The following is a 25,574-nucleotide window of genomic DNA, read 5'->3' as shown; positions in this document are numbered from 1 at the left end:
GCACGGTCAAAGTCAGGGCGACGGTCGTAAAAGGATGTCTTGTTTGTTCCAACCAGTCAAACTGAAGTCTGAACTGTTTCCCCTGAGTACGGTTAAACGCCAGCTGTGGTAGGGTAAAAGGCAGGTTCGATCAAGGCTTCGATAGAGGATGTCATGACGTGTGGGGAATGCGATCACGAACTGCCTGACGGCGCCAATTTCTGTATGAACTGCGGAGCTGATCAGCGAGGTGCTGCTGCGTTGCACGGCACGGAGCGGCCACTCCGCCGGTCGGACACTAACCGAAAAATTGCCGGTGTGTGTGGTGGCCTTGCTGAATACTTCGAAGTCGACGTCACCGTTATTCGAGTTCTGTTGGCTATCGTGACCATCGTGCCAGGTGCGTTGGTCGGTGGCATCGTGGCTTACCTGGTGGCGTGGCTCCTCATACCAGGGGAACAGGCTCGAGGCCCCGCTGACCCCGGTCGGCAGTTAACCCAGTCTGCGACCAACCGTAAGATTGGCGGTGTTTGTGGTGGACTCGGTGAGTATTTCGGGGTTGACCCCACTGCCGTTCGTCTTCTCGGGGTCGTGCTGTCCATTGTCCCAGGGGTGATTGTGGGTGGGGTTCTCGTCTATCTGGTGGCTTGGCTCGTGATGCCGTCGCCCCCGGAAGGAAATGCGGACAGTTCGGTACCCGACGAATTTCTTGGCGTGTAAACTCCCAATTCGAGTACGGGAGACGCGGTAGGCCACCCATCCCAACGCTATCTGGGTATTAAGTTCCTCTTGGTGCCCCATGGAAAAAGCGCTGAATCTAACCGGCTTTTCATGATTATGCGTTGTACTATTCTGTGGCGGTTCAAGAGAGCTGGCGGTTCCTCGGGCAGTATGTTTCCTTATTGAGGAGGGTAGTTCTGAGATGGGGCGGTGGTTGCGGCCTGGACTGATATTGGCGACGGCACTCTGGTTAGCCGGTGTGGCTCCGTTGTCTGCTGGACAGGAAACAGAGGAAGAGGAAAGCGGTTGGGTCGGTTCGGCTGATGTCAACTTTGTGTTCACGGGTGGCAACGCGTCATCTAGGACCCTTGGGCTTCGTAACAGTCTGAGGCGAAACTGGGACGATAGGTCGGTGTTGCTGGAGGGCGGTGCGATTCGAGCGTCGTCCACGAAGACCACGCGGAGTGCGGTTGGCCCGTCATTAACCAACTTCGACCTCGTTAAGGAATCCACCTCTCGAACCACGGCCGAGAACTACTTCGCCCGAGGCCGATATGAGTATCCGCTGTCCCGTTGGGGCCTGTTGTATGGAGGTGCTGGCTGGACTCGAAACACCTTTACCGGTGTTGCCAGTCGCTATTCTGCTGCAGCTGGTATCGGTAATACCTGGCTGGACGATGACACGGTTGCCTTGCAGACCGACTACGCCTTCACTTATACGATTCAGGATGAAGTCATTGATGATCCTGCGACCGACGACGCATTTTTTGGGGTGCGACTGTCATGGAGCTATCGGTATCAAGCCAATGAGACCACCGCGTTCGAGAGTTCCCTTATCGCGGACGAGAATCTTGAAGACCGGACCGATTTCCGAGTCGACCTTACTAACTCGATGGCGGTGGCCGTGAGCGGTCCTCTCGCACTGAAGCTGAGCTGGCAGGTGCTTTACGACAGCCGTCCGTCTCTCGTTGGAGTTCCGTTGCAATACCCGTTCGGTAATTTTACGGGGCAGACGGCTCTAGCCAAGCTGAACAAGTTGGACCATCTGTATACACTCGCGCTTGTTGTGAATTTCTAGCTGCGCTACGGATGCGGGCTAGGGCATGAGTCCCTGAGTGGTGAGCGCGACACGGTATAACCCAGTACGTGCAGTCATGTAGAGCGTACGGCCGTCGTTACCCCAGGCCACATTCGATGGAACCTCGTTGGGCTGGATCGTGCCCAGGTGTTTTCCGGTCGGGTCTAGCACCCATACGCCGCCTGGACCGGTGGCGAACACGTGTCCTTCCTGGTCCACCTTTAAGCCATCAGGTGAACCGGAAGCTATTTCCGCGGTGACGTCGAAAAAGATCCGCCCGCTATCGAGTGAGCCGTCATCCATTACGTTGTAGGCCATCCAGACCTTGTGTTCGGCGTCAGAGTTCGCCACATAAAGCGTGGACCCGTCCGGGGAAAAAGCGATGCCATTGGGCCGAGTCTGTTCACGGTTGAGCAACTCTAGGTCGCCCGCCGGGCTCAGTCGGTATATGCCGCTAAAGTCCAACTCTTTGGCGGGGTCTTTGTCTTGTTGAGGTAGTCCGTAAGGAGGGTCGGTGAAGTAGAGCCAACCGTCAGCACTGTAAGCGCCATCATTCGGACTGTTCAGTCGCTTACCCTCGTAGCGGTCTGCCAGGACGGTATGGGTGCCATCAGATTCAATGCGGGTTACCTGTCGCTTTCCATGCTCCATGAGGATCAATCGTCCCTCGGGGTCGAGGGTGAGTCCGTTGGACCCCACTGACGGACCTTCACCATCGAAGACCGGATTCATAAAATCGCTCAGGTCGCCATTCGGTGTCCACTTATAGATCGCGTTTCCGCGAACGTCGCTGAATAGTAAGTGCGGACTTGGCTGCTGCACCCACACTGGACCCTCGGTGAACGCGAACCCTGCATGGAGCTTTTCAATGCGGGCGTCGACCGGCACGATTGCATCAAGAGCCGGGTCCACTCTTAATATCGACCCTGCACTGGTCTCTAGCTCAGGCGTTGGGTCAATCACCGGTTCTTCCGGCTCAGAGATACAACCACTTACACCACAGAACCCTACGAGCATGCTCACTGCAATCCATTTCGTCATGACTTCACCCCGTCTGCCTGCCCATGTCATGGTGACCTAAGCGCACCTGTAGTTTGCCATAAGGGCCTCCTCGGGTGCTGGTCCCTGTTTCAACGAAGACTGGCCATATCGGAAGAGTGTCGGTATAAAAGGAGGCTCATGTATACCCGTGTCGCGAATTTCGGTGTCGCGTTATTGGTGTTGGGTCTGGGAACCAATGGTCAGTTGGGTGGTGAGGTCACGCCAGTCTCGATCACCCCGGTCACTGTTCAGGAGGCTGGCCGCCGAAACTATGAGCGCCTGTGCGCGCGTTGCCACGGCGCTGACGGCCAAGGAGGAGAGTTTGGCCTCTCAATTGTGGAGGGCCTCTCACAGCGATCCGACGAGCAACTGACGACACTTATTCGTGAAGGCTTGCCTGATGAAGGAATGCCTAGTGTGGTGTTGACGGACCCTGAATTGCGGGCTCTCATTCCCTTTGTACGAACGTTACGACCGCTCGTGGATGCCGCGTTGCCGCCAGTCACGGTTGAGATGGTCGATGGCAGCATGCTCGTCGGGAATCGCCTCAATCGTAGTTCGACCGAACTCCAGGTGCTTTCCAGCGGCGATGAACCGCGCATTCACCTGCTACGCCGGTCTGGTGAGCGTTATCGCCGGGTGACGTCGGAAGTGGATTGGCCTACCTATAACGGGGACGTTCGTGGCAATCGCTACAGTCTCCTTGACCAGGTCAACCCAACGACGGTCTCACGACTTGCACCGCATTGGGTATTCACACTACCGGGCACCGGGCGTCTCCAGGTCACGCCCGTGGTGGTCGATGGCATCATGTATGTAACGAGCGGCAACGAGTGTTACGCACTTGACGCCGGTACCGGGCGTGAACTTTGGCATTATCAACGTCCACGCACGGAAGGTGTGGCGGGTGATGCCGGTGCCGGGATTAATCGCGGTGTTGCTGTTTCGGGTAGTCAGGTGTTCATGGTCACGGACCACGCGCATCTGATCGCACTCGACCGCTTCACTGGTCGGTTGTTGTGGGACACCGAGATGGCAGACTGGCGGGAGAACTACGGTGCGACTTCTGCACCGCTCATGGTGGGTGAGTTGGTGATATCGGGTGTCTCTGGTGGCGATGAAGGGGTCCGCGGATTTCTCGCAGCGTTTGACCGCAAAACTGGACGGGAAGCTTGGCGATTTTGGACCGTGCCCCTGCGGGGTGAACCAGGCTCAGAGACCTGGGTCGGTAGAGATATTGAGCACCCGTGCGCGGCCACCTGGCTCACCGGTACCTACGACCCTGACCTCGACACCCTTTACTGGCCGACTGGCAATCCCTGTCCAGACTACGACGGTAGCGAGCGATTAGGCGACAACTTATACTCCGACTCCATTCTTGCGCTTGACCCCTCGACCGGCGAGTTGCGCTGGCATTACCAGTACACGCCGCACGATTTGTGGGACTGGGATGCGCAGCAGCCGCCCGTGCTCGTTGACCGGAAGTGGAATGGGCAACTCCGTAAGCTTCTACTGCACGCGAACCGGAACGGGTTTTTTTACGTCCTCGACCGAACTGACGGGACCCTGTTGCTGGCGGAGCCCTTCGTGCGAAAGCTTACCTGGGCCAGTGGCGTCGGTTCGGATGGACGGCCTGAACTCAATCCTGGACAACAACCCTCTGCTGAGGGGACGACGGTCTGTCCGGCGGTGCAGGGCGCGACCAACTGGTTTTCCACGTCGTTTCATCCAGATACCGGGTTCTATTACGTGCAGACTCTGGAGCACTGCATGGTCTACACACGGACGCCTGAGCAGTGGGAGGCTGGTCGGTCCTATTACGGTGGTTCGACCCGGAACGCGGCGGGTGACCCCGCGCAAAAGATTCTTCGTGCAATCGATATTCGAACCGGTGCTATCGCGTGGGAACTGCCGCAGACCGGCCCAGCGAATTCCTGGGGAGGCACTCTCGCGACCGCCGGTGGCTTGGTGTTCTTCGGTGAAGACTCTGGCGCGCTTATGGCGGTCGATGCTGGTACCGGAGCCCCACTCTGGCACTTTCAGACTAACGCGGTATGGAAGGCGTCTCCGATGACGTATATGTTTAACCGAAAACAGTATATTGGTGTGGCCGCCGCATCCAGCATTCTGTCCTTCGCACTCGTGGACGAACCTCAGTCGTAGTTTCGGAGTCGGTGATACATAAATACCCGGTCGATAAAAGCCTCAAGAAGCTTCGGGTCGTGAAGACGCCCCTCGTCCTCGACTGGCATGGTCGGGAATTGGCGTAGTAGTTCAGCCGCGAAGATTCCCCGTCCGTTCCGTTCGTTGGTCCCTCTGTGGTGCCACACTTTGACCTGCTCCATCCCGCAGGTCGGCGAGTCCTTTTTCAGGATGTACCCACTTAATCGTTCGTTGGTAAGTTCGCGAACCCGCCGTCTCGCGTATTCGCGCATACGCCTCGTGAGGTCGACACCGGTTTGTCTCGTCACGAGCCTGACAACGTTAGGGTTTCCCCGATCACGGATGAGCTGGATCGCTTCGCGGGGCGCGCCGAGGCCGACCTCAACTTCCGGACATACCGAGACCCACTCGACCGTCGAGCCGAGTGTCTGCAAAAGAAAGGAGTCGCGCTTGTGGCCACCGTCAAAGCGGACTTCTTCTCCTAATAGGCAGCTCGACACACCGATTCTGACTGGGAGATGAGTCGTGTTCTTTCCTGGCATCATGCTTGGTTCGCTTAAGAGACCGTTCTCCAGTTTACGGTAAGCCGGATGTTCATGTTCAGTCACCTTCTTCTGCGCAGGCCAAGGCACTCTGGTGCGCGGAAATCCAATTTCGAGAATACTAGTCAGTGCATGACCGAGTTGGCGAGCAGGAATCACGTCGTGAAACCGCTTCTGAAGTGGGCAGGGGGCAAGCGGTGGCAGGTGCCGCATCTTCGTCCGCTGTGGAACCAATGTAGCCACTATCGCCTCGTGGAACCTTTCTGTGGAGGCCTCGCTGTCACACTCGGCTTACGGCCTAGGCGCGCACTTTTAAACGATGTGAATCCGCATCTCATCAATTTTTACAGTTGGGTCAAGAAGGGTCTCCGAAGTGCGATTACGATGAAGAATGAGAAGGAGATGTTTTTCGCGCATCGGGACCGCTTTAATGCCTTGCTAGAAGCGGGGAAGAGTCACACGCGTGAGGCGGCCTTACTGTTCTACTATTTAAATCGAACTGGCTATAACGGCCTCTGTCGATTCAACAAACGGGGTGTCTTCAACGTGCCGTTTGGTCGCTACAAGACCATCTCTTACGCGAATGAGTTTTTGGCCTATCGTAAGGTCTTTGAAGCTTGGGAGTTTACGACTCGTGATTTTTCCACACTCGAACTTCGTAAGACGGATTTCGTCTACGCTGACCCGCCTTACGACGTGCCCTTTACGTCCTATGCCAAGGATGGGTTCAGTTGGGATGATCAGGTCAGGGTCGCGGAGTGGCTCGTTAAGCATCCTGGGCCCGTCATTTTGGTGAACCAAGCGACCCCCCGCATCCGAACGCTCTATCGCCGGCTCGGGTACGAAGTGCGCTACCTCGATGCGCCGAGGCGAATCAGTGCGAGTGGCGACCGGAAGCCGGTTCGTGAAGTGCTCGCCACCAGAAATCTTACGCTGTTGCCTTGAAGCGTGATCCAGGAAAGACCGTGAAAGCTTGCATCGTTTGTGGCAACGAGATTGAGGACACAGAGTGGCAATGTCCCTTCTGTAATTCCCCACAGCCCTCGCAGGCCACCAAGGGTTCAATCGCCTCTCCTCGGAAAGAGCAAATTCGCACGGTCAATCTAAAGGAAGGGCTTCCCGTGGTAGAGGAGGCGCTCAGGCACATGAGACGGGAGATCTCGGATGCCCGTGCATGTCGCGTGAAGGTGCTGAAGCTGGTCCACGGCTACGGGTCAACCGGGACCGGCGGAAAGATTAAGCAAGCCGTGCAGATGGAACTGGCCTCAATGCACCTGCAGGGCCAGGTCAGGATGTATGTGGTGGGCGATGACTACGCAGTCTCGGAGGCGGGTCAAGAGCTCCGAGCGCGTTATCCCGAGCTGCACCGGTCACGCCGACAGGACTTTCAAAACTTCGGCATCACCTTTGTTGAACTGTAGGAGTGCTCACGCGCTACCCCTGGGCGCTGTCTGTTGAGGCGTCATCTGGAATGAGATTCACCTCGGGCGGGCCCTTCTGGGGGTCGTCTAAGGGAGTCTTGTCGCGGAGAGTCAGGCTAGTCGCTTGCAATCTTTTTCCGGACGGCACAAGTCGCCCCCTATAGCTCTGCCGCGTTTTCGTGTAGGCCGTGACAGCAGTATTTAAGGCCTTACCAAGGTCGGCGTAATTATTCATCCACACTTCAATCCGGGTATATAACTCATTGGCCGCATCAGCAATCTTCTGTGCATCACGATTTGTTTCATCGTTTTGCCAATAAATGCGAACGGTTCGCAATAAGGCCACCAGAGTGACTGGGTTGGTGATCAGAATCTTGTTCTCGTAAGCATAATCTTGAAGTTCTGGGTCCACTCCCAAGGCGGCTTCCAGCAAGTGATCGCCAGGCATAAACATGATCGTGAAATCGATGTCACCTGGGGTCAACGCAGCATAGTTCCGACGCGTTAATTCTTTCACGTGTCCCTTAACCGCTTTAGCATGCTCTTTCATTAGCTCCTTCGCTTGCGACAGATTGGTGGCCTCCTTAGCATTCTTAAAAGCAGTCAGGGGACATTTTGCATCGACCGGGATTTCAACATCTTTGGGGAGCTTGATTACCATGTCTGGACGACTGCCATCGGAAAGCTTTGACTGCGTCTCAAAGTCGACATGTTTCTGCATGCCAGCAAACTCGACGATTCTTTCGAGCAGTAATTCTCCCCAGTTACCGCGTACCTGGCTAGAGCCCTTGAGGAGATTCTGCATCTCCTCGGAACTCTCCCGCATTTTGGTAGATTCGCCCAGCATGTCACCAATCTGTTTAGACAGGAGCGTGTAGGCATTGTCTCGTTTCAGTTCCAATGCTCTAGTTGCTTCCTGCATCTTCTCAAGGGCGTCATTTACGGGCTTGAGTTTGACGTCGGTATTCTGAAGAAACTGCTGGTTGTTCAACTGAAGCGCTTCGAAGGCCAGCCCTTTAAACGCAGTACTCATTTGCTTAAGTGATTCTTCAACGAAAGTGTTCTGTTGCTCGGCCGCTCTCTCCCGTTCTTGTTGAGCAGCAGCGGATTTCTTCTGTGCAAGAAACCACCCTACTGACAGCCCGGTTATGAAGGCCAATAATCCGACGACGAGATTCATCCCTGCTACCATCGGGTGCTCCTGTGACCCCAGTCCCGCCGTGCTCGTGCTAGACGGCTAGGGCGGTGAAGGTTGGGGCTTGTCGACTGTGAATGTTGGCCATTACTAACGCTTTGGTTCGTCCGGCATTTTACCTTGTAGCACGAGGCTGATAATTGTTTTAACATCACCTCCGAAGTTACTCCGGTCCCCAGCCATCCACTCCAAATACTTACGGTCGGATTCCAGGACTTCCTGTAGTGGCACGTCGAGGTGTTTCCCGAAGTTAAGTCTTGCGGTGCCGCCGCGCCACCGGATCTTTCCTTCAGCATCGAGCCAATCCGGATGACGGGGGGCGGTTGTTTCCGCAAGTACCTGTACCGAGGTAGCATCCAAGTCAGCTTCAGCGTGTCGTCGCAGTTGCCCGGCCAGGGCCTGAGCCGCAAGGTCGACATCCACATTCGCCCGATGCGCTTCAGCCTCATCTGGCCGTTCACCCGTGAACCGCTCCACGGCATTGATTAGTTTACGCGGCTCGAGATGCAGCCAGATCCTGTAGGGGTCAAGCCAATGTGCATTCACAAAGGGCGACGGCACACCGGCCCGTTCAAATTCAGCCGTCAGAACATCTCGGTCAAACCGATGATTGTAGGCCACGAAGTCGTGACCAGTGAGCTGGTCGGCAAGTGACTGCGCGTGTTCACGAAAGGCGGGCTTGTCCTTCACGTCACTATCAGTGATGTGGTGAATGGCCGTGACTTCAGCTGGAATCGGCATCTCCGGGTTGATGAATTCGTTGATGTGCGTGACCTCGCCGCTGGGGGTCACTGAGGATGCCGCGAACTGAACAACGTGGTCACGCCTGGTGTTGGTGCCTGTTGTTTCGACATCCAACACCGTCAGGGGTCGCTCGATTCTGAGCGTTTCCGCAAGTTCTCGCAATACGAGGTCGAGTGATTTCATCTGGCTCATCCGGTCTAGTGTAGGGCTGAGATGCAGTTTGTGGTGATCGACAGTAAGCTCACTGAAGCGATGGGCCTCGAGGGAGGTGCTGTTCCAGATACCGGGTCAGCAGTTCGAAGAGGTGCCTCGAGGTGTTCTCACCCTCCCGAATAGAATGCGTCCGATTGGGATACGCCATCATTGTAAACACCTTGTTCTTTTCGATGAGTGCGTTCACGAGCGCTTCAGAGCTCTGATAGTGAACGTTGTCGTCCCCTGTTCCGTGTACGAGAAGCAGGTTCCCCTCTAGGCCGTCGACGTGGGTGATCGGCGACCCGTGTGTAAAACCAGCTTCGTTATCTGAAGGTAAACCCATGTAACGTTCCTGGTAAATCGTGTCGTAGAAGCGTTGGTTGGTGACCGGTGCCACCGATATTCCGGTCTGGTAGATGTCGGGATGTCGAAACATCATGTTGAGCGTCATGGACCCCCCGCCACTCCAGCCCCAGATACCGACCCTTGCCGGGTCGACGTAAGGCCACTCGAGAATTGCGCGGGCTGCCGCGGCCTGGTCAGCGCTCGCCAGAATGCCGATCTGCCGGTAAATGCTTTTTCGCCAGGCCCGACCCCGTGGTGCCGGGGTGCCCCGGTTGTCAACGCTCACCACCAGATACCCACGTTGCGTCAAGAGGAGATGCCAGAGATAGCGGTCTCCACCCCAGCGGTCTAACACGGTTTGCCCGGCGGGTTCGCCATAAACATGAAAGAGAATTGGATACCGCTTCGTCGGGTCAAAATCCGGAGGCATCATCCGCCAGCCGTCCAGTTCAACCTCTTGGCCGATATCAACGCGGAAGAACTCCACAGTGCCGCGTTCAAGTGTCGACAGGCTCGCGCGGAGCGCTGCGTTGGTCACCGGTGTGCGTACTATCTCGTGGGAGGGCAGCCTCACCACGTTGACGACGGGAGGCGTCCCAAAAGATGAGTGGGTGTGAAAAGCCCAGCTGGCGCCAGGGGCGATGTCGTATCGGTGCGTTCCTGCAGCGTTCGCAGGTGTGAGCCGTTCCGGCTCGGTCTGTCCATCAAGTGCGGTCCGATACAGATATCGTTGCGTGGGATTGCTTGGCGAGGCGATGAAGTAAAGCCAGTTACCAGGCTCATCCACGGCCTCGACACTGATGACGTCGAAGTCTCCCGGGGTGATGAGGATGGGGTCTCCATCGTCCCTCGAGACACGATACACATGGCGCCAGCCGTCACGCTCACTGACCCAGGTGAATTCCGCTCCCGTGTTCAGCCAGCGGAGGTCGTTGCCGACGTCGAGCCAGGCCTCGTCCAGCTCTGTCAGCAGGGTATTCACCTCTCCTGTTTCCGCATCAGCCAGCATTACCCGATTCGTGTTCTGCAGTCGATTCAACTGCTGGAGCACGATGGTTTCAGAGCTGTAAGCCCAGTCCATCCGTGCGATGTAGTGATTACTCGGGTCACCAGGCACCTCCATCCATTGCGTCTCGCCACCCTCGGCGCTGACCACGCCGATGCGACCGGAGGAATTTCTCTCACCGGCTTTCGGATACGGAATCGTGACCAATTGCGGATAGAGCGAATCGGTGTTGTTGATCAGGGTAAAGTTGCGCACCTCGCTGCTGTCGAGTTGCCAGTAGGCGATGAACCGTCCGTCGGGACTCCATCGGTATCCGTCGCGTAAACCGAGTTCCTCCTCGTAGACCCAGTCAAAGGTGCCGTTGATGAGGGTGTCCGACCCGTCACTGGTCAGTTGCTGAACCTGACCTTCCGGAAACGCTTCGACGTAAAGATTGTGCTCGCGAACATACGCGACCCGTCTCCCGGTGGGCGCAAACTTGGCAAACATGAGTGTGGAAGGTCGGGCGTCGCCGCCGAGCTGGTGCATTGCCCAGGTCTCACGGTCGATGACCCAGTAATCCCCCCGGGTGTTCTGTCGCCACACGCGTCGACTGTTTGTGAAGAGGAGCAAGAAACGGCCGTCGGGTGACCAGCGGTAGTCATCGATTTCAAGCGCCGTGGTGTGACCCTCAGGAATCAGCCTGGCTGATGAGACCAGGACCTGCCGGCTCCCGGTGGCCGCGTCATACCGCACGATGTCCTGGCCAACTGCCGATGCTGCTGATGGCTCCACCGTGGTGTAACTCGAACCGTCAGCGAGCCAGCGTGCCGGGCCGAAGGTCTCAGGGATGAGCTCGTCAGAACTGAAGACCCGCTCCAGGGTGAGCTCCGGTCCGGGCGCAGTCTGTGCGGCAAGGTGAATTCCACCGCAGAGCGTCACGATGGCGGTGTAGACGATGTATTTCGTGAGCTGGTTGAGCATGGTGAGTGGCCTCGTGTCGGGAAGCTCCAGGAACAGGTCGGTGGTCAGAGTCTGAAGCTCTGCACAATTGTATTACCAGCGGTTCGAAAACAAGAATGACCTAGTCTGTCACGCCCTCTGGGTATTCTCATCTGTTGATTCATGGCCAAGGAGGGCAATATGGAGACAATCAAAATCGCTTTACGACAGGTTCAACGCGGGGACACGCTCACGGAGGACCGGCTCGGCATGACACCGTTACTGTATCCGGCAGCGGGGAAGGCGCAGTATCTCACGCTCGCGGAGGCGCTCGCCCGTGGTGAGTGCTCGGTTCAGGAGGTTTCCGATTCCGGACGTGTACCGGAACTGCACGTAATCAACAAGGGTTCGCTGCCGGTGCTGATTGTGGACGGGGAACAGCTGCTCGGGGCAAAGCAGAATCGCATCGTGAACCTGAGCATCATGGTGGCACCAAAATCCAAGACGACGATTCCGGTGACGTGTGTTGAGCAGGGCCGATGGTCCACTCGGCCTGGCGTGTTCAGGACAAGCGACCACATGATGCACCAGACGGCGCGGGCAACCAAAATGCGTCACGTTTCGCAGCAGCTGCGTATGGAACAGCCTCCCCGTGCGGACCAGGGTGCGGTGTGGGATGAGATCTCGCAGAAGGCGCAGCGCATGGGGGTGTCCTCAGACACTGACGCGATGGAGGATATCTACGCCGACCGGAGCAATCGCCTGGACAGGTTCGTGGACCGGTGCACTCCGGTGGAGCATCAGGTCGGAGCGGTCTTCACGCTGGATGGGCACGAATGTGGCGTGGAACTGTTCGATGCCAGCTCCACGTGGCGCACGTTCAGTCCACGACTCGTTCGGAGCTGGGCCATCGATGCGATCGAGAAGGGGAAGCCGGCGGACAGGACTCGACGCTCCCCGGAGGACCTCATCGAGCATCTCTGTGCCGGCTCCTGGAAGGGGTGGCCGAGCGTCGGGATGGGATGGGACGCCCGTTTCGGCGGGAATGATGCGACCAGTGGGGCGCTCCTCGTGGAAGACAGCCTCGTACACCTCGCGGCGTTTGCCGGCTGAGTGGCAGGCTGCCGCATTCCATTCCCCGCTAGGCAGCTGTAGGATCTAGGTCTGCACCGCGCCGCCACCGGAAGCGGCGTGGGTGTAAAGAGCCGACCATGATCATCACGAGCTTCGTCATCTTCCTGGCGATGTTTGTTGCCATCGGCGTCGCCTCGACGCTTCGCAGCGACAGGAGCAGCGTTGACTACCTGGTCGCCAGCCGCTCGGTCAGTCCCTGGCTCGTTGGTCTCTCTGCGATGGCCACCAACAACAGTGGCTACATGTTCATCGGGGCCATCGGCTACACCTATGCCAGCGGGCTCGAATCGCTCTGGGTGATGTTCGCCTGGATGGCCGGTGATTTTCTGGCCAGCTTTTTCATCCACGCGAAGATGCGGGCGGTGTCGCAACAGCGAAGCAATCTCAGCTTTGGTTCCCTTGTTGCGACCTGGGGGGGAGATGATTTCAGGAAGGTCCGCCTTCTGGCGGGCATCATCACCGTGCTCTTTCTGGGAGCTTATGCCGCGGCTCAGTTCAACGCGAGCAGCAAGGCGCTGTATGTGGTTTTCGGCTGGGACTACAGCATCGGGGCGATTCTCGGCAGCGTGCTTGTCCTGCTTTACTGCCTCACCGGGGGAATCCGTGCATCCATCTGGACGGATGCCGCCCAGGTGGTGGTGATGTTTCTCGCCATGGCCATGATGCTTGTCGTCGGGGTCCAGGAGATTGGTGGAGTCGAGGCGTTTTTTGCTCGTCTCGGGAATGTGTCACCAACCTATCTCAATCTGTTCCCTGCCACTGTAGGTAACGGTGTCCTGACCATCGCGCTTTTCATTCTGGGCTATGTCGCCGGGGGAGTGGGAATCATCGCGCAACCTCACGTCATGATCCGGTTCATGGCCCTTGATGACCCGGGGCACATGAGAAAAGCGCGGACGTATTACTACAGTGCCTACTTCGCGTTTTGCGTCCTGACGTTCTCGGTCGGCCTGAGCGCCAGGTTAATCTTTCCTGACACCTCGGCATTCGACCCTGAGCTGGCGCTGCCGATGATGACCACAGCGCTGCTGCCGGAGATTCTTGTCGGCCTGGTGCTGGCCGGAATTGTTGCGGCTTCGATGTCGACTGCTGACTCCCAGATTCTCGGGTGCAGTGCGGCCCTGACGGAAGACATCGCCGGTCAGAGAGGGGGTTCTGTGTGGTTCAGGAGGTTCGCGACGGCAGTCGTCACCATGGTTGCACTGGCCATTTCACTGTTCGGGATAGACAGTGTCTTTGTGCTCGTGCTGTATGCGTGGTCTGTACTGGCTGCGGCCTTCGCTCCGCTGATCATTCTTTATGCCCTCGGTGAGAAACTCACGGAGACCAAGGCTCTGCTGGTCATGACCAGTTGCACGGCGATTGCGTTGGGCTGGAGAGCGCTTGGTTGGGGCGCAATCATCTATGAGGTCGCTCCTGCTATGGTGTTTGGCATTCTGGGTTACTTGATGTTCATCAAGCCGCTTTTGAGGGAGTCGGGGGGACGGTTCGAAAGATGAACTGCTCAAAAGAACGACTGTGTCCATGTGGACCTGCCCTTTGGCATTCGTGTGCGGCGGTTCGCAACATCTTATAGGTCAGAGTTTTCTTGACGGTGGCATTCTCTGTGCAAATCTGGGAAACTCGCACCATTTCCTCGATACCTACATTCCTGTTCCCCTGCCTTGTCCATCTCGCGGTATGCTGACCGGTGGAGCGAGACTTTCGGTTGGGTTTGAGGTTCCGTTAAGGCTTGGAACTGCTACCGGTTGTCTCTCTTCCCAGGGAACGGTTTTCTCAGTCTCCCAGACGTAAGCCCGCTGGCATAAGCTCGATTGTTCTAACGCGATGCAACTGTCGAAGTCGCTTTTTGTCGCGCTGTCTTTACTGATGTTGCCGGCAGCCGCGTTTGCCCAAGCCCCGCTTGAGGGCGTGGTTACCTGGTTCACAGAAAGTGGAGCTGAGCTACAGAACGTCTCCGTTTCCGTAAGGAGCGAAGACGGTAGTGTCGTGGTTGACCCTCCTAAGATTACAGATAGTGAGGGTCGCTACGTGACTAACGACCTACTCCCCGGCACCTACACTGTCACCTTCGCACTCGTCCCGCCCCCCCGGGATTGGCTTGGCAGGATCAAGGCACGGTTCTATGACGAGGTAAGCGTCAAGGTGACCGTGCCTGACGATGTTTCAGACTCCGTTAAGCAGAATGCGACACTTTCCATAGATGTCCGCATCTGGTTTCTTCGGCTGATTGCGAGTGTCTTTATCGGTTTGTTATGCCTCCTTGTCATACCTCTATCATCACGACAGTGGCAGCTCCGCAGAATGCGGAAAGCCATAACCGCCGTAGGCAGGGCAGGAGTATTGACTGCCGGGCATCTTTCCCGTGTTGAACAAGAAGCGTTGGAAGCACCGCTAATCAGGACGGGTCGGTGGAGCCGGACATTCTGGTCACCGTTCCTGAACCAGTGGCGTGAACTCTACGACGACACCACGAGGCGAGCAGAAGAGCCGCTCGACTTCTTCGATTTTTGCACCCAGGAACGTGTAATTCACCGGCATTGCCTGGCAAGCCTGACCTCACGTTTCGGCGTTACAAGGCGGTCGTGTTCGTGCATGGGTGTTTCTGGCACGGACATGGCTGTCATCTGTTCAGGTGGCCAAAATCCAACAGGGTGTTCTGGCGCAAGAAGATTGATCGCAATCGGTCTGTCGATGCCAGGACACTTAAAGAGTTGCGGGCGCGTGGCTGGAGAACAATGACAGTCTGGGAATGTGCTGTCCGAGGAGTATCAGAAGATCGGCTGGAAGCTGTGGCAGACCGGTTAACCCGATGGATTCAGGGACGACGATTGTCGGGCACAATTAAGGGAGCGTCGGGTCATGGATAAACACACACTAGGAATGCTGCCTATGCTCAAACTTATCGTGCTAGTGGCACTGGTTCTTGTAGGCACTAACTGTGGAACCACGCAAGTCCCAAGTAGGAACTCGAAGCCCAACATTTTGTTCATCGCGGCGGACGATTTGAATGACTGGGTCGGGTTTATGAACGGTCATCCAGGCATGAAGGTTCACACCCCGAACCTGGACCGCCTGGCAGCCTCTTCCATGGTGTTCACCAACGCGCACACCCCGGCTCCGGCCTGCGCGCCTACCCGAACCGCCATCCTCAGCGGCGTCCATCACGCTCGGTCAGGAGCGGAGAATGTGTTCTGGGGAGATGGCCCCGAGTGGCGAGGCTTTGAGGGGCTGGAGCAGGTGGAGACCCTTGAACAGTTTTTCAAGAATCGTGGCTACAAGACCCTGGGCGCCGGAAAGCTCTATCACAGCCAGGCCCCACCATGGGCACCCACGAGCCAGGTCGAACCGGACAACTGGGACTTCTATTACCCAAGTTCCTACATCTCCCACCCCTACCAGATTCGGGCGTCCAACGACGTGATTTACCCTCCCGAGGTCGACAACTCGACCCGACCCGGTGGCGAGGGCGGCTGGTGGACGTGGGGTCCAGTGACGGTCCAAGACGAAAAAATGGCTGACTATCATGTTATGGACTGGGCTCGTTACCAGCTCAGCCAGGAACACGACAGGCCATTTTTTCTCGGGGTGGGGACGTGGAAACCGCACGACCCCTGGGAGGTACCTCAGAAATATTTTGACTTGTATCCCTTGGAAGACATCGTCCTCCCTGAGGTCAAGGCAGATGACCTTGAGGACGCTTTCGACCATGGGCGTCGGTGGATCCATCAGTGGGTGGTGGAGAACCAGCAATGGGAGAAGGTGGTCCAGTCCTATGCTGCGTCGATCACGTTTGCCGACGCCATGCTCGGCCGACTGTTGGAGGCGTTGGAGAATTCGGCCTACGCCGAAAATACCATCCTGATGGTGTGGTCTGACCACGGCATGCATATGGGGGAAAAGGAAAACATCGAGAAATTCACCCTCTGGGAACGGTCCACTCGCGTACCGTTGCTGATGTCCGTGCCCGGAGTGACCCAGGCCGGCACGACCAGCGGTCAACCGGTGAGCTTAATGGACCTCTATCCCACACTGGTTGACCTGGCTGGCTATGAACGGCCTGCACACCTGGATGGAAGAAGCCTGGTTCCTCAACTCACAGAACCCAACGCGACGACTCCACCAGTGGTGACCAGTTATCAGTTCACGTGGACCGAGGAACCGGTGGTGGGGCACGCCGTGAGAAGCCAGCGTTACCGCTATATCTATTATCCCGATGTCAACCTGGAAGAACTCTACGACCACGACCTTGACCCACACGAATGGGACAACGTGGCCTACAAACGCACAAACCAGGAAATAGTTCAGGACCACCGGCGGGAGCTACACGCTCTCTTGCCTGACCTAACCTGGGAGGGTGGGGCACCTGATGGATATGCGGTTGATAGCGAAGGAAATGTGCGGAAGATTGATTTTGTGTCCTATTGACCGGATTCGAGTGCGGCCCGAGACAAGCATCGGCCGAAGCGAGGTAATGCACCATGGCTAAGTTGACCGGTAATTCTAAGTCGTCTTCGCAGTCATCACAGAAGGAGGGCACCTTCAGCCGTCGGCAAATGCTCGCCGGTGCCGGTGCCGCGGCATTCCTTCTCGGGCAACGCGACCTTCGAGCTCAGGCCACCTCGAGTAGGACCGTGGTCTTCGCTCATACCACCGTCATCGGTCCCGATGGAGTGCAAGATGACGTGGCACTCGTGGTCGAAGATGACCGCATCGTGGCAATCGGTCCCACCGACCAGGCGCTCGAAACGCATCCCAACGCCGATGTCTACGACGGACGGGGCAAGGCGTTACTCCCCGGTCTCATCAACTGTCATGCCCATATGGGGGCTGTCCTCGCTAGGGGGTTCAACGAAGACTTCGGATTTCCGAATTCCGCACGCCTGGCCGTTCGGCCCGGCAGTCTCCTCGAGGGGGAAGAGGCCACGCTGATGGTGACCGTTGCGGCTCTGGAAGCCATCCGGACCGGGACCACCACGATTGTGGAATACACCGGAAACATCAGTCGCTCCGCCGCGGCACTGGCGCAGACAGGCCTGCGCTGTGTGTTCGCGGAGTCGGTCCGTGACAGCGAGAATGTGGCTGGGCCGATGTCCCCGGGTGGGCTCGCGAACAGCGACACTCCCAGGTTCTCAGCCCGACGGAGGGACGAAGGTTTGCAGCGGATCAGCGACCTGTTCACGACGTGGCACGGCGCGAATCAGGGACGCATCAGTGTGTTTCCGGCAGCCGCCCTGGCTGAGACCTCCTCGCCTGAACTACTGCGTGCCATCCGCGCGTTCGCGGAGCAACACGACCTGGGATACACCATTCACCTCTCGCAGAGCGTCGCGGAGGTCGAATTCATGGTGCGACACCACGGAATGCGTCCGCCGGCGTTTCTTGATCAACATGAGTTCCTCGGCCCTCGGCTGTTTGCGGCGCACTGCCGCTATGTCAGCGATGCCGACATCGCCTTGCTCGGGCGCACCGGTACCGTGATTTCGCATCAGGCCAACATGGCCGCGAACCGAGGGGTTATTCCCCCGATTGCGAAACTCCGAGAGGCGGGGTGTCCGATCGCGAACGGCACCGACAACAATACCAACGATATGTTCGGGGTCATGAAGGTCGCCCTTCTGACGGAACGCATCTCACGCGATGACCCGTTTCCCGGCACACGGCCGCAGCCGGAAGACATGCTTGACGACGCCACGCTAGGCAGTGCGCGAGCCGTCGGTCAGGAAGCACACCTTGGCTCGCTCGAGGTCGGGAAAAAGGCAGACCTGATCATACTGGACACACAACGCGCCCACCTCGTGCCAGCTGGGCGAATCGTGTCCGCGTGGATTCACAACGGGCAACCGTCCGACATCGAGTCCGTGATGGTGGATGGCCAGTTCGTCATGCGCAACCGTGAGGTCCTCACGATGGATGAGGACAGCATCATCGCCGAGGCCGACAGGGTGGGTCGTCGGATCTGGTCTCAGGTAGAAGCGGCGGGCCCTATTACGGTGCCGCGATTACCACGCCGTCGATAAGGGCGAGTCCAGCGAGCATGGGTAGGACGCTCCAGCCGTGTATGACTGGAGCGCCCACGGAGTACTTTATTGACCGACCGCGTATTTGGTGAACGCTCCACCAGCCCAGCTGAGTGAGTTCGGGCCTTCGGCAGCATACACATTGCCGTCTGCGTCGACCGCGATGCCTTCGCCAGCTGCGCCCTGGTAGGGCCGTGAATCCGAATCAAACGGCGGGATGAAGCCCGTGATGCGGTCCTCGTTCAAGGGCCCGATGCGCACACCGTTGCTCCAGGCTGGATGGCTCGTCCCGCTCGACTCGGAGTCGATCGCATACAGCATGTTGTCCCCGGTGATGAAGATACCGCTGATGCGCCCGTAGGAGTAACGGGAGTCGAGATAGTTGCCGTCCTGGTCGAAGATCTCGATGCGATGGTTCCCTCGGTCGGCCACGAAGAGGCGTCCTGCAGAATCGAACGCCAACGCGTGGGGTGTGCGGAACTCGCCGTGTAGCGTCCCGATCTGTCCCCACTCTTTAATGAACGTACCGTCGGCCGAAAACTTCATGATGCGGCCGGTGGAGCCCGCTTCACGTCCTGCGGCCATTGCCTGTCCAGTGGTCATGCCCTGGCCGTTGTGTCCGTCCCCGACATAGATGCTGCCGTCCGGTCCGATGGCCACGTCGTTCGGCTGGTTAAACTGGTTCGGGCCGCTCCCCGCCTGGCCCGCAGTGCCGAGGCTCATCAGCAGCTCGCCCGAGGAGCTGAACTTGTGGACCTGATGCCCTTTGGTTCCCTCTTCGTTCACCGCAAAGTCGGTCACCCAAACGTTTCCCTCGGCATCCACGTGAATGCCGTGCGGCGTGACCATGACGCCTCCACCGAAGTTCTCCAGGACTTCCCCAGTGGTGCGGTCAAACTTAAAGATCGGGTCAACAGGATTGGAGTCGCAGTTGACCGCCGCTCCGGCACCGAAGTTGCCGGCGCCGCAACGCTCGTAAGCCCAGACCTGGCCGTCGAACGGGTCGATGTCGATGCCGGCGGTCGAGCCCCACTCGCGGCCTTCGGGCAGGTCGCCCCAATTCTCGATTACGGTCGAGGTCGGGTTCGGTAGGCCTTCACCCGTGATGATGTTGCCCTGTGGCGGAGCGGGTTCGGCGGTGGGCTCGGGCTCGGTGGCGCACCCACCAACTACGAGCGCACCGCTCACTAGCAATGTGGTTATTAGGTATCGTGACGATGACATGGTCTCTCTCCCATCGACCAGGCGTTCAGTGGCCCGTGTTCTCGGCCCCATCGCCCGGCGGCTTCAGCATTTAGCGAATTCGCGAGGGACAATCCTACCACTACCAGATAAACGCCGAAAATCCAGGGAAATGCGCTGAGTCGGTTTGGAGCCTACCGCGGTCCGAGGGCGTGTTCAATGTCCTCAGGTTCGTCGGAGTCGGACGCCTCCAATTTTTCAATCGTAAAGTTTGCATACCCGTAAATGGCTGCTATTAGAGGGCTTATCAGATTAAAAAAACAAAATGGCAGGTAAGTCAACGTGGCCACGCCGAGTGCTTGCGACATAAAGGCCCCACAGGTATTCCAGGGGATCAGTGGTGATGTCAGGGTGCCGGAATCTTCAATCGTTCGTGACAGATTTTTTGGGTGCAGTTTACGATTCCGGTATTCGGCCCGAAAAATTCGGCCCGGGAGCACGATGGAAATATATTGGTCGGACGCGATAACGTTCGTGCTGATGCACGTCACGATGGTGGCTGCAATGAGGCTGGCCGTGCCGCGAACGAAGCTCAAAATACCGTCTGCGATTCTCTGCAACATTCTGCTTGCTTCCATGGCGCCGCCAAACATCATCGCGGTCATGATGAGCCAGATTGTCCCGAACATGCTGGACATCCCCCCGCGACTGAGCAACTCATCGAGCGTGGCATTCCCAGAATTCAGCACGAAGCCATCGAACATGGCAATCCAGACACCCTTGATCAGAGCCACGGACCTCGGTAGATCTGTTTCGCCCACGTAGGTGAGGACGGTTGCCTGTTGAAACACTGCTGCGAAAAGCCCGCCGACTAATGCGCCCAGAAAAATTGCCGGAAACGCCGGCATTTTCTTCAGTACCAGGACGATGACAAGAATAACGGGGAGCAGAAGATGCAGGCCGATGGAAAATTGCGCCTCTAAATCACGGAGGACGACCTCCAGGTTGTCCGTTGGTGCAGGCTGTGCGCCCACGAATCCAGCAATGACAAAGAACCCAACGGCAATAAGGAAACTCGGTGTCGTTGTCCACAGCATATGTCGGATGTGTGTAAACAAGTCAGCACCGGCCATCGCCGCAGCTAAATTTGTCGTATCCGATAAGGGCGACAGTTTGTCCCCGAAGTAAGCCCCTGAAATGATTGCGCCGGCTGCTAATCCGAGATTCAGGTCTTGGGTCACAGCCACCCCCATCAAGCCAATGCCAATCGTGCTGGCGGTTGTCCATGAACTACCAGTCGCCAGTGCGACCAGGCCACAAATCACGGCCGCTGCACCATAGAAGATGGTCGGGAAGAGAATCTGAAGCCCGTAATAAATCATGGTTGGCACGATGCCAGCCAAAATCCATGTGCCGATCAGTGATCCAACCGCGAGAAGAATCAGGAGCGCCCCCATGGCCAGTGAGATTCCACCCACCATGCCTCGTTCCATTTCTTTCCAGGTGTAACCATTTCTGATGGCAATAATGATCGTTAGGCCGGCGGCAAAAATGAGGGCGATCTGGTTCGGACCTGAAGAAGAACTGTCTCCGAACAAGTACACGGACGACGCGAGTAAGCCGATCAACAGGGCCACTGGTGTCAGGGCCTGACCCAATGTGGGTTCGTGCCTGACCTGGTTCGCCTCGTTACTCATAGGAAATACAGCCTTGCTCCAAATGGAATGCTGACCAACACTTCAAGAACAGGAGGATGCTAAGTTGTTCGTGCCAGCTTTGGCCATCCTGACAATCCTTCACGGTTCTAAGCGCATGGACTTCATGTCTTGAACCCTGCCCCCTAGGTCAGTTGGTGGCAAAACAGTAAAGCAAGCCTGCCCCTCCAACGCTGACGAGATTCTCTTGCGTGCAACCCGGTGTCCCGTGGGAAGAATTCCAGGGAGAGCCTGGCGTCGTGAAAGAGTAGCGGTCGGCATGGCCTACTCTTGCACTGCCCTCGTCATTGCTGGTCCAGTTGTGACACGTTTGGTCTTCACCCGCCGGAAAAGCAGTGCCATCAATTTGTGAGCCGGTTAGAACGTCGTGTTCCGTAAAGTCGGGGTCCCCGTCTATGCGCGAGGCGACTTGAGCCCCATTCTCATCCAGAGTGTGTTCCCAGTTGAAATTCGAGTTGTCGTAGTGCAAGTTTTCTACACTGGTGGCCACAACCAGGCCATCTGCATTTGCCCAGGGTCCTGACCCTATTCGGTCACGAGCATCGACCGCGCCTGGTCCCTGAGTGCTCAAATAGGCCCGCCATGTGCGCCCACCGCCACCTGCTGCGTTGGCCAGTGCCTGGCAATGTGCGTCAGCGCCTGCCAGGCCGCCCAAGTTGCCGCCATCACCGAGGCCGACGCTAGTGAGAAAGAAACCCATCTCGGGCGGCTCGTCACTCTGTTGCTGTGCACCGGTCGAAAATCCGGTGAACACCAATGCGGTTACAGCCGCAGTAACTGTCATCAAGTTCCGCTTAGTAGTTATCATCGTGTTTCTCCCGGGTCTGTTTCAGTTGCTACAATGATAATCAATCCAGTACACGTTTAGTGGTGTATTCGCATAGAGGACGAAGTTAGTCTTGCCAGTTAGTCGACCAGTTCTTTCCTGTATAGTCAGGGTGGAGGGGCAATGAAAGGGAGAATTACTCGACGCGATTTCCTGAACGGCACCCAGGTTGCAATCGGCGCGTCGCTCTTGAATCCGTGGACGGACGTATTCGGCGCCGATGCATCGAACTTTCAGCTAGGCACCGACTATTACCCGCCTGCCAAGACTGGCCTTCGTGGCAGCCACGACGGTTCATGGGAGACCATGCACGCGCGGGTATCCGGCATGACTTGGCCGAGGGGCGCTCCCGAGCGGGAATACGATCTGGTTGTCGTTGGTGGTGGCATCAGTGGTCTTTCGGCGGCACATTTTTTCCGAAGGGAATATCCCAGGGCCAGCATCCTGGTCCTCGACAATCATGACGATTTCGGTGGCCACGCCAAGCGCAACGAATTCCAGGTGGGTAGCGAGACTCGAATTGCCTACGGCGGTACCGAATCCATCGACACGCCGTCCGGGTATGCGGACGTTTCCAAAGAGTTGCTGAAAGATATTGGCATCGACGTCGAGCGCTTTTACGACTACTACAATCAAGAACTCTACAATTCACTGAATCTGTCCTACGCCATCGCGTACGACAGCGGAACCTACGGTGAGCGCAAGTTGGTCCGCGGCTACGGTAGTCGCCCCTGGGAGGAGTTTGCGGCTGAAACGCCAATGAGTGACAAGGCCAAGGCGGATCTCGTTCGCGCGTTTAGCGCCGAGGTCGATTACCTTCCGGGAATGTCACGCGAAGAAAAGGTCGGCCTGCTCAGCAGGATCAGCTACCGGACTTACCTGCGCGATTACGTGAGAGTCGATGAGCAAGTACTGGAGATGTACCAACGATGGGGCATGAGTTACTGGTGCGTCGGCATGGACGAAGTGCCGGCAATCTACATCCTTGGATACTCCGACGGTGGCGGCATGCCTGGCCTCGAGCACACAGTGAAGCGAGAAGGTGGCCGGGGCAGTGAGCCCTACATCTTTCACTTCCCGGACGGCAACGCTTCTGTTGCCAGGTTGCTGGTTCGAAAGCTGATTCCTGAAGCGCTGCCCGGTAGCACGATGGAGGACAGCGTAACGGCTCACCTTGACTACACCTTGCTCGATCAGGAGGGTGCAGATCTCGGCATCCGTCTGAATAGCACCGTCGTCAACGTCGAACACACAGCGGACTCGAGAGCTGTCGACGTGACGTATGTGCATGGGGGAGATGTCCACGCCGTGCGGGCGAGGAAATGCATTCTGGCCTGCTACAACAGTGCGATTCCCTATATATGTCCGGAACTACCCGAGACCCAGCGGCAGGGACTGGCGTACAACGTCAAGATTCCACTCACCTACACGAAGGTGATGATTCCGAACTGGCACTGGTTTGCGGAACTCGGCATCAGCTTCGTCTTCTACACCAACGACTTTTTCAAGCAGGTCGAACTCGACTATCCTGTGTCACTCGGCAACTACAGCTTCGGCGCATCGCCCGATGACCCGATGGTGCTGCACATGTGCTATGTGCCGTACTTCGGCGATATCCAGGGACCGGAGCAGTGGCGCGCAGGCAGACGGCGTTTACTTGAGACGCCATTCTCAATGTTCGAGTATCACGTTCGCGACCAGCTCGACCAGGCGCTGGGAGGCGCCGGGTTCGATGCGGAGCGCGACATTACTGGCATCACCGTGAATCGATGGCCGCACGGGTACTCGTACAGCCCTGACCTTCTGTGGGAGCCGGCCTACGGTTCCGAAGAAGATAAGCCCTGGGTGCAGGGTCGCAAGCCGTTCGGCCGAATTACGATCGCCAATTCAGATGCCGGCGCATCATCCGATACCAATGCGGCGATTGCGCACGCCTACCGTGCGGTCCAGGAAGCGAACGGATGAGAGCCGAACTCCACAAATACGGGGGAACGTGCGGATTGCCAGTTAGCCGAGCGATTAAACAAACCCGCGTTTAACCCTCTACCAGCCAGTTGTAGAATCTAGCCTCACTGATAGTCTTTCCTGCTATTGGGTGCGAGTAAATATGAACATTAAACGGAAATTCTTATTCCTGTTTTGCTTGACCTTCACGCATCTACTGGCAGATGGAAATCATAAAATGTTTAATCTTGGCGATCTTCAATTAGAGTCTGGAGCAACCCTCACGAACGCACAACTTTCCTATGTCACTCATGGAAAACTTAATGAAGAGAAAGATAACCTGATAGTCGTTCCATCAGCATATCTAGGCGACCATCATGGTTTTGATTTCTTAATAAAAAAAGGGATGGCGCTAGACCCAGAAAAATTCTTTATCGTAGCAACGGACATGTTTCAAAATGGTTTATCAAGCTCTCCAAGTAATACGCCCGCACCATTTAATGGGCCCAATTTCCCTTTGATCTCTATCAGGGACAATGTCAAAGCTGGATATCGGCTCGTCACAGAAAAGTTTGGCGTAGAAGAAATTCATGCTGTTGTAGGTTTTTCTATGGGGGCTCAACAAGCTTTCCAGTGGGGCGTTAGTTATCCTGAGTTTGTTCATTCAATTGTCGGAATAGCCGGATCAGCAGTTGAATACCCTCATGGAAAAATACGATTAGAAGGGTTTATTTCAGCGATTAAAGCTGATAGCGCGTTTATGGAAGGGAACTATAAACAACCTCCTGAAGTGGGCCTAAGAGCTGGAGGAGCGCATTGGGCTAGTTGGGGATGGTCTCAAGAATGGTTTAGGCAAGAACTTTATAGGGAGATGGGGCTTAATTCTGCAGAAGAAGTCATCGATTGGTTCGAGGAGCGTGTTTTAACTTGGGATGCCAATGATCTTATCGCTCTTGCAAGGACTTGGCAGAATAATAATATTGGAAACTCACCGGGCTTTAATGGAAATGCCACAGCAGCGTTAAACTCTATCAAGGCTAGAGTTTTATATATGCCGAGTGAGACTGATATGTATTTTCATATAGATGCTTTAAAAGCTGAGGCTCAGAAAATACCAAGAGTTGAGTTGCGGATCATTCCTACTCTGTGGGGCCACATAGCTGGAGCTGGATTCGACTCAAACGATCTCAACTTTATGAATGATGAAATAATTAAGTTCTTTCATAATGACCCCGCCGATTGAGTGAGAATGCTTTCCACAAAGTTGGCGTCCCCAAGGGGACTCGCACTTATGTGGAGACCGAAAATCTACGGGCAAGTGCGGATTGCGGCTTGAGTCTACCGCTGGTCGGGGGGAAGGTTCAACTCTCTGGACTGGTGCATTAGAATCTAAATTCCTTACC

20 protein-coding genes are annotated in these 25,574 nt (G+C 56.7%); 12 read left to right on the top strand and 8 right to left on the bottom strand.

Features of this window, described 5'->3' with window-relative positions:
• Positions 1 to 153: 153 nt before the first annotated feature.
• A complete protein-coding gene (locus QGH09_09810) occupies positions 154 to 699 on the top strand; it encodes a PspC domain-containing protein (GenBank protein HJO18480.1) in 546 nt (181 codons plus the stop codon).
• A 202-nt stretch (positions 700 to 901) separates the two neighbouring features.
• A complete protein-coding gene (locus QGH09_09805; protein ID HJO18479.1) occupies positions 902 to 1,777 on the top strand; it encodes a DUF481 domain-containing protein in 876 nt (291 codons plus the stop codon).
• A gap of 18 nt (positions 1,778 to 1,795) precedes the next feature.
• Here the strand turns inward: QGH09_09805 and QGH09_09800 are convergent, their stop codons facing one another.
• A complete protein-coding gene (locus tag QGH09_09800) occupies positions 1,796 to 2,818 on the bottom strand; it encodes an SMP-30/gluconolactonase/LRE family protein (protein ID HJO18478.1) in 1,023 nt (340 codons plus the stop codon).
• A 138-nt stretch (positions 2,819 to 2,956) separates the two neighbouring features.
• On the opposite strand from QGH09_09800, the gene QGH09_09795 reads away from it, so the two are divergent.
• Positions 2,957 to 4,981 carry a PQQ-binding-like beta-propeller repeat protein gene (locus QGH09_09795; protein HJO18477.1) on the top strand — a complete coding sequence of 675 codons (2,025 nt, stop codon included), beginning with the start codon at positions 2,957 to 2,959 and terminating at the stop codon, positions 4,979 to 4,981.
• On the opposite strand, the gene QGH09_09790 is transcribed toward QGH09_09795, so the two are convergent.
• Entirely contained in the window at positions 4,972 to 5,682 is a 711-nt protein-coding gene (locus QGH09_09790; protein ID HJO18476.1) for a DUF523 domain-containing protein, read from the bottom strand. The genes QGH09_09795 and QGH09_09790 overlap by 10 nt on opposite strands.
• A gap of 3 nt (positions 5,683 to 5,685) precedes the next feature.
• On the opposite strand from QGH09_09790, the gene QGH09_09785 reads away from it, so the two are divergent.
• Together QGH09_09785 and QGH09_09780 are read left to right on the top strand one after the other, a co-directional pair.
• Positions 5,686 to 6,468: a Dam family site-specific DNA-(adenine-N6)-methyltransferase gene (locus tag QGH09_09785; protein ID HJO18475.1), complete on the top strand. Its 783-nt coding sequence runs from the start codon at positions 5,686 to 5,688 to the stop codon at positions 6,466 to 6,468.
• Positions 6,469 to 6,668: 200 nt separating this feature from the next.
• Positions 6,669 to 6,944: a hypothetical protein gene (locus QGH09_09780; protein ID HJO18474.1), complete on the top strand. Its 276-nt coding sequence runs from the start codon at positions 6,669 to 6,671 to the stop codon at positions 6,942 to 6,944.
• Positions 6,945 to 6,957: 13 nt separating this feature from the next.
• Here the strand turns inward: QGH09_09780 and QGH09_09775 are convergent, their stop codons facing one another.
• The 3 genes from QGH09_09775 to QGH09_09765 form a co-directional block, all read right to left on the bottom strand.
• Complete coding sequence (locus QGH09_09775; GenBank protein HJO18473.1) at positions 6,958 to 8,136, bottom strand: DNA recombination protein RmuC; 1,179 nt, start codon at positions 8,134 to 8,136, stop codon at positions 6,958 to 6,960.
• Positions 8,137 to 8,229: 93 nt separating this feature from the next.
• Positions 8,230 to 9,066, bottom strand: a complete 837-nt coding sequence (locus QGH09_09770; protein HJO18472.1) for a 3'-5' exonuclease — start codon at positions 9,064 to 9,066, stop codon at positions 8,230 to 8,232.
• Between the two features lie 58 nt (positions 9,067 to 9,124).
• Positions 9,125 to 11,392, bottom strand: a complete 2,268-nt coding sequence (locus QGH09_09765; protein ID HJO18471.1) for a S9 family peptidase — start codon at positions 11,390 to 11,392, stop codon at positions 9,125 to 9,127.
• A gap of 159 nt (positions 11,393 to 11,551) precedes the next feature.
• On the opposite strand from QGH09_09765, the gene QGH09_09760 reads away from it, so the two are divergent.
• The 5 genes from QGH09_09760 (at position 11,552) to QGH09_09740 (ending at position 18,504) form a co-directional block, all read left to right on the top strand.
• Positions 11,552 to 12,463 (top strand): DUF6569 family protein, encoded by a 912-nt coding sequence (locus QGH09_09760; GenBank protein HJO18470.1) that lies wholly within the window; start codon positions 11,552 to 11,554, stop codon positions 12,461 to 12,463.
• 98 nt (positions 12,464 to 12,561) lie between these two features.
• A complete protein-coding gene (locus QGH09_09755) occupies positions 12,562 to 13,983 on the top strand; it encodes a sodium/proline symporter (protein HJO18469.1) in 1,422 nt (473 codons plus the stop codon).
• 328 nt (positions 13,984 to 14,311) lie between these two features.
• A complete protein-coding gene (locus tag QGH09_09750) occupies positions 14,312 to 15,226 on the top strand; it encodes a carboxypeptidase-like regulatory domain-containing protein (protein HJO18468.1) in 915 nt (304 codons plus the stop codon).
• 150 nt (positions 15,227 to 15,376) lie between these two features.
• A complete protein-coding gene (locus tag QGH09_09745) occupies positions 15,377 to 16,912 on the top strand; it encodes a sulfatase (protein ID HJO18467.1) in 1,536 nt (511 codons plus the stop codon).
• 53 nt (positions 16,913 to 16,965) lie between these two features.
• Positions 16,966 to 18,504 (top strand): amidohydrolase family protein, encoded by a 1,539-nt coding sequence (locus tag QGH09_09740; GenBank protein HJO18466.1) that lies wholly within the window; start codon positions 16,966 to 16,968, stop codon positions 18,502 to 18,504.
• A gap of 66 nt (positions 18,505 to 18,570) precedes the next feature.
• Here QGH09_09740 and QGH09_09735 read toward each other — a convergent pair whose 3' ends face one another.
• The 3 genes from QGH09_09735 to QGH09_09725 form a co-directional block, all read right to left on the bottom strand.
• On the bottom strand, positions 18,571 to 19,728 hold the full coding sequence (locus QGH09_09735; protein HJO18465.1) for a peptidyl-alpha-hydroxyglycine alpha-amidating lyase family protein: 1,158 nt from the start codon (positions 19,726 to 19,728) through the stop codon (positions 18,571 to 18,573).
• Between the two features lie 152 nt (positions 19,729 to 19,880).
• Positions 19,881 to 21,383 (bottom strand): Na+/H+ antiporter NhaC, encoded by a 1,503-nt coding sequence (gene nhaC, locus QGH09_09730; protein ID HJO18464.1) that lies wholly within the window; start codon positions 21,381 to 21,383, stop codon positions 19,881 to 19,883.
• A 148-nt stretch (positions 21,384 to 21,531) separates the two neighbouring features.
• Positions 21,532 to 22,209 (bottom strand): hypothetical protein, encoded by a 678-nt coding sequence (locus tag QGH09_09725; protein HJO18463.1) that lies wholly within the window; start codon positions 22,207 to 22,209, stop codon positions 21,532 to 21,534.
• A gap of 141 nt (positions 22,210 to 22,350) precedes the next feature.
• Between QGH09_09725 and QGH09_09720 the strand changes: the two genes are divergently transcribed.
• Together QGH09_09720 and QGH09_09715 are read left to right on the top strand one after the other, a co-directional pair.
• Complete coding sequence (locus QGH09_09720; GenBank protein HJO18462.1) at positions 22,351 to 24,192, top strand: NAD(P)-binding protein; 1,842 nt, start codon at positions 22,351 to 22,353, stop codon at positions 24,190 to 24,192.
• A 142-nt stretch (positions 24,193 to 24,334) separates the two neighbouring features.
• A complete protein-coding gene (locus QGH09_09715) occupies positions 24,335 to 25,414 on the top strand; it encodes an alpha/beta fold hydrolase (GenBank protein ID HJO18461.1) in 1,080 nt (359 codons plus the stop codon).
• The last annotated feature ends 160 nt before the right edge of the window (positions 25,415 to 25,574 follow it).

This window comes from Vicinamibacterales bacterium, assembly GCA_036012125.1.
Lineage (GTDB): Bacteria > Acidobacteriota > Vicinamibacteria > Vicinamibacterales > UBA823 > UBA11600.
This window is presented reverse-complemented; position numbering and strand designations above follow the sequence as displayed.

Bases quoted from the DNA above. Each gene is read 5' to 3' on its own strand.
- QGH09_09810 (HJO18480.1), top strand. From the start codon at position 154: ATGACGTGTGGGGAATGCGATCACGAACTGCCTGACGGCGCCAATTTC.
- QGH09_09805 (HJO18479.1), top strand. From the start codon at position 902: ATGGGGCGGTGGTTGCGGCCTGGACTGATATTGGCGACGGCACTCTGG.
- QGH09_09800 (HJO18478.1), bottom strand. From the start codon at position 2,818: ATGACGAAATGGATTGCAGTGAGCATGCTCGTAGGGTTCTGTGGTGTA.
- QGH09_09795 (HJO18477.1), top strand. From the start codon at position 2,957: ATGTATACCCGTGTCGCGAATTTCGGTGTCGCGTTATTGGTGTTGGGT.
- QGH09_09780 (HJO18474.1), top strand. From the start codon at position 6,669: ATGAGACGGGAGATCTCGGATGCCCGTGCATGTCGCGTGAAGGTGCTG.
- QGH09_09775 (HJO18473.1), bottom strand. From the start codon at position 8,136: ATGGTAGCAGGGATGAATCTCGTCGTCGGATTATTGGCCTTCATAACC.
- QGH09_09770 (HJO18472.1), bottom strand. From the start codon at position 9,066: ATGAAATCACTCGACCTCGTATTGCGAGAACTTGCGGAAACGCTCAGA.
- QGH09_09765 (HJO18471.1), bottom strand. From the start codon at position 11,392: ATGCTCAACCAGCTCACGAAATACATCGTCTACACCGCCATCGTGACG.
- QGH09_09760 (HJO18470.1), top strand. From the start codon at position 11,552: ATGGAGACAATCAAAATCGCTTTACGACAGGTTCAACGCGGGGACACG.
- QGH09_09755 (HJO18469.1), top strand. From the start codon at position 12,562: ATGATCATCACGAGCTTCGTCATCTTCCTGGCGATGTTTGTTGCCATC.
- QGH09_09750 (HJO18468.1), top strand. From the start codon at position 14,312: ATGCAACTGTCGAAGTCGCTTTTTGTCGCGCTGTCTTTACTGATGTTG.
- QGH09_09745 (HJO18467.1), top strand. From the start codon at position 15,377: ATGCTCAAACTTATCGTGCTAGTGGCACTGGTTCTTGTAGGCACTAAC.
- QGH09_09740 (HJO18466.1), top strand. From the start codon at position 16,966: ATGGCTAAGTTGACCGGTAATTCTAAGTCGTCTTCGCAGTCATCACAG.
- QGH09_09735 (HJO18465.1), bottom strand. From the start codon at position 19,728: ATGTCATCGTCACGATACCTAATAACCACATTGCTAGTGAGCGGTGCG.
- nhaC (HJO18464.1), bottom strand. From the start codon at position 21,383: ATGAGTAACGAGGCGAACCAGGTCAGGCACGAACCCACATTGGGTCAG.
- QGH09_09725 (HJO18463.1), bottom strand. From the start codon at position 22,209: ATGATAACTACTAAGCGGAACTTGATGACAGTTACTGCGGCTGTAACC.
- QGH09_09720 (HJO18462.1), top strand. From the start codon at position 22,351: ATGAAAGGGAGAATTACTCGACGCGATTTCCTGAACGGCACCCAGGTT.
- QGH09_09715 (HJO18461.1), top strand. From the start codon at position 24,335: ATGAACATTAAACGGAAATTCTTATTCCTGTTTTGCTTGACCTTCACG.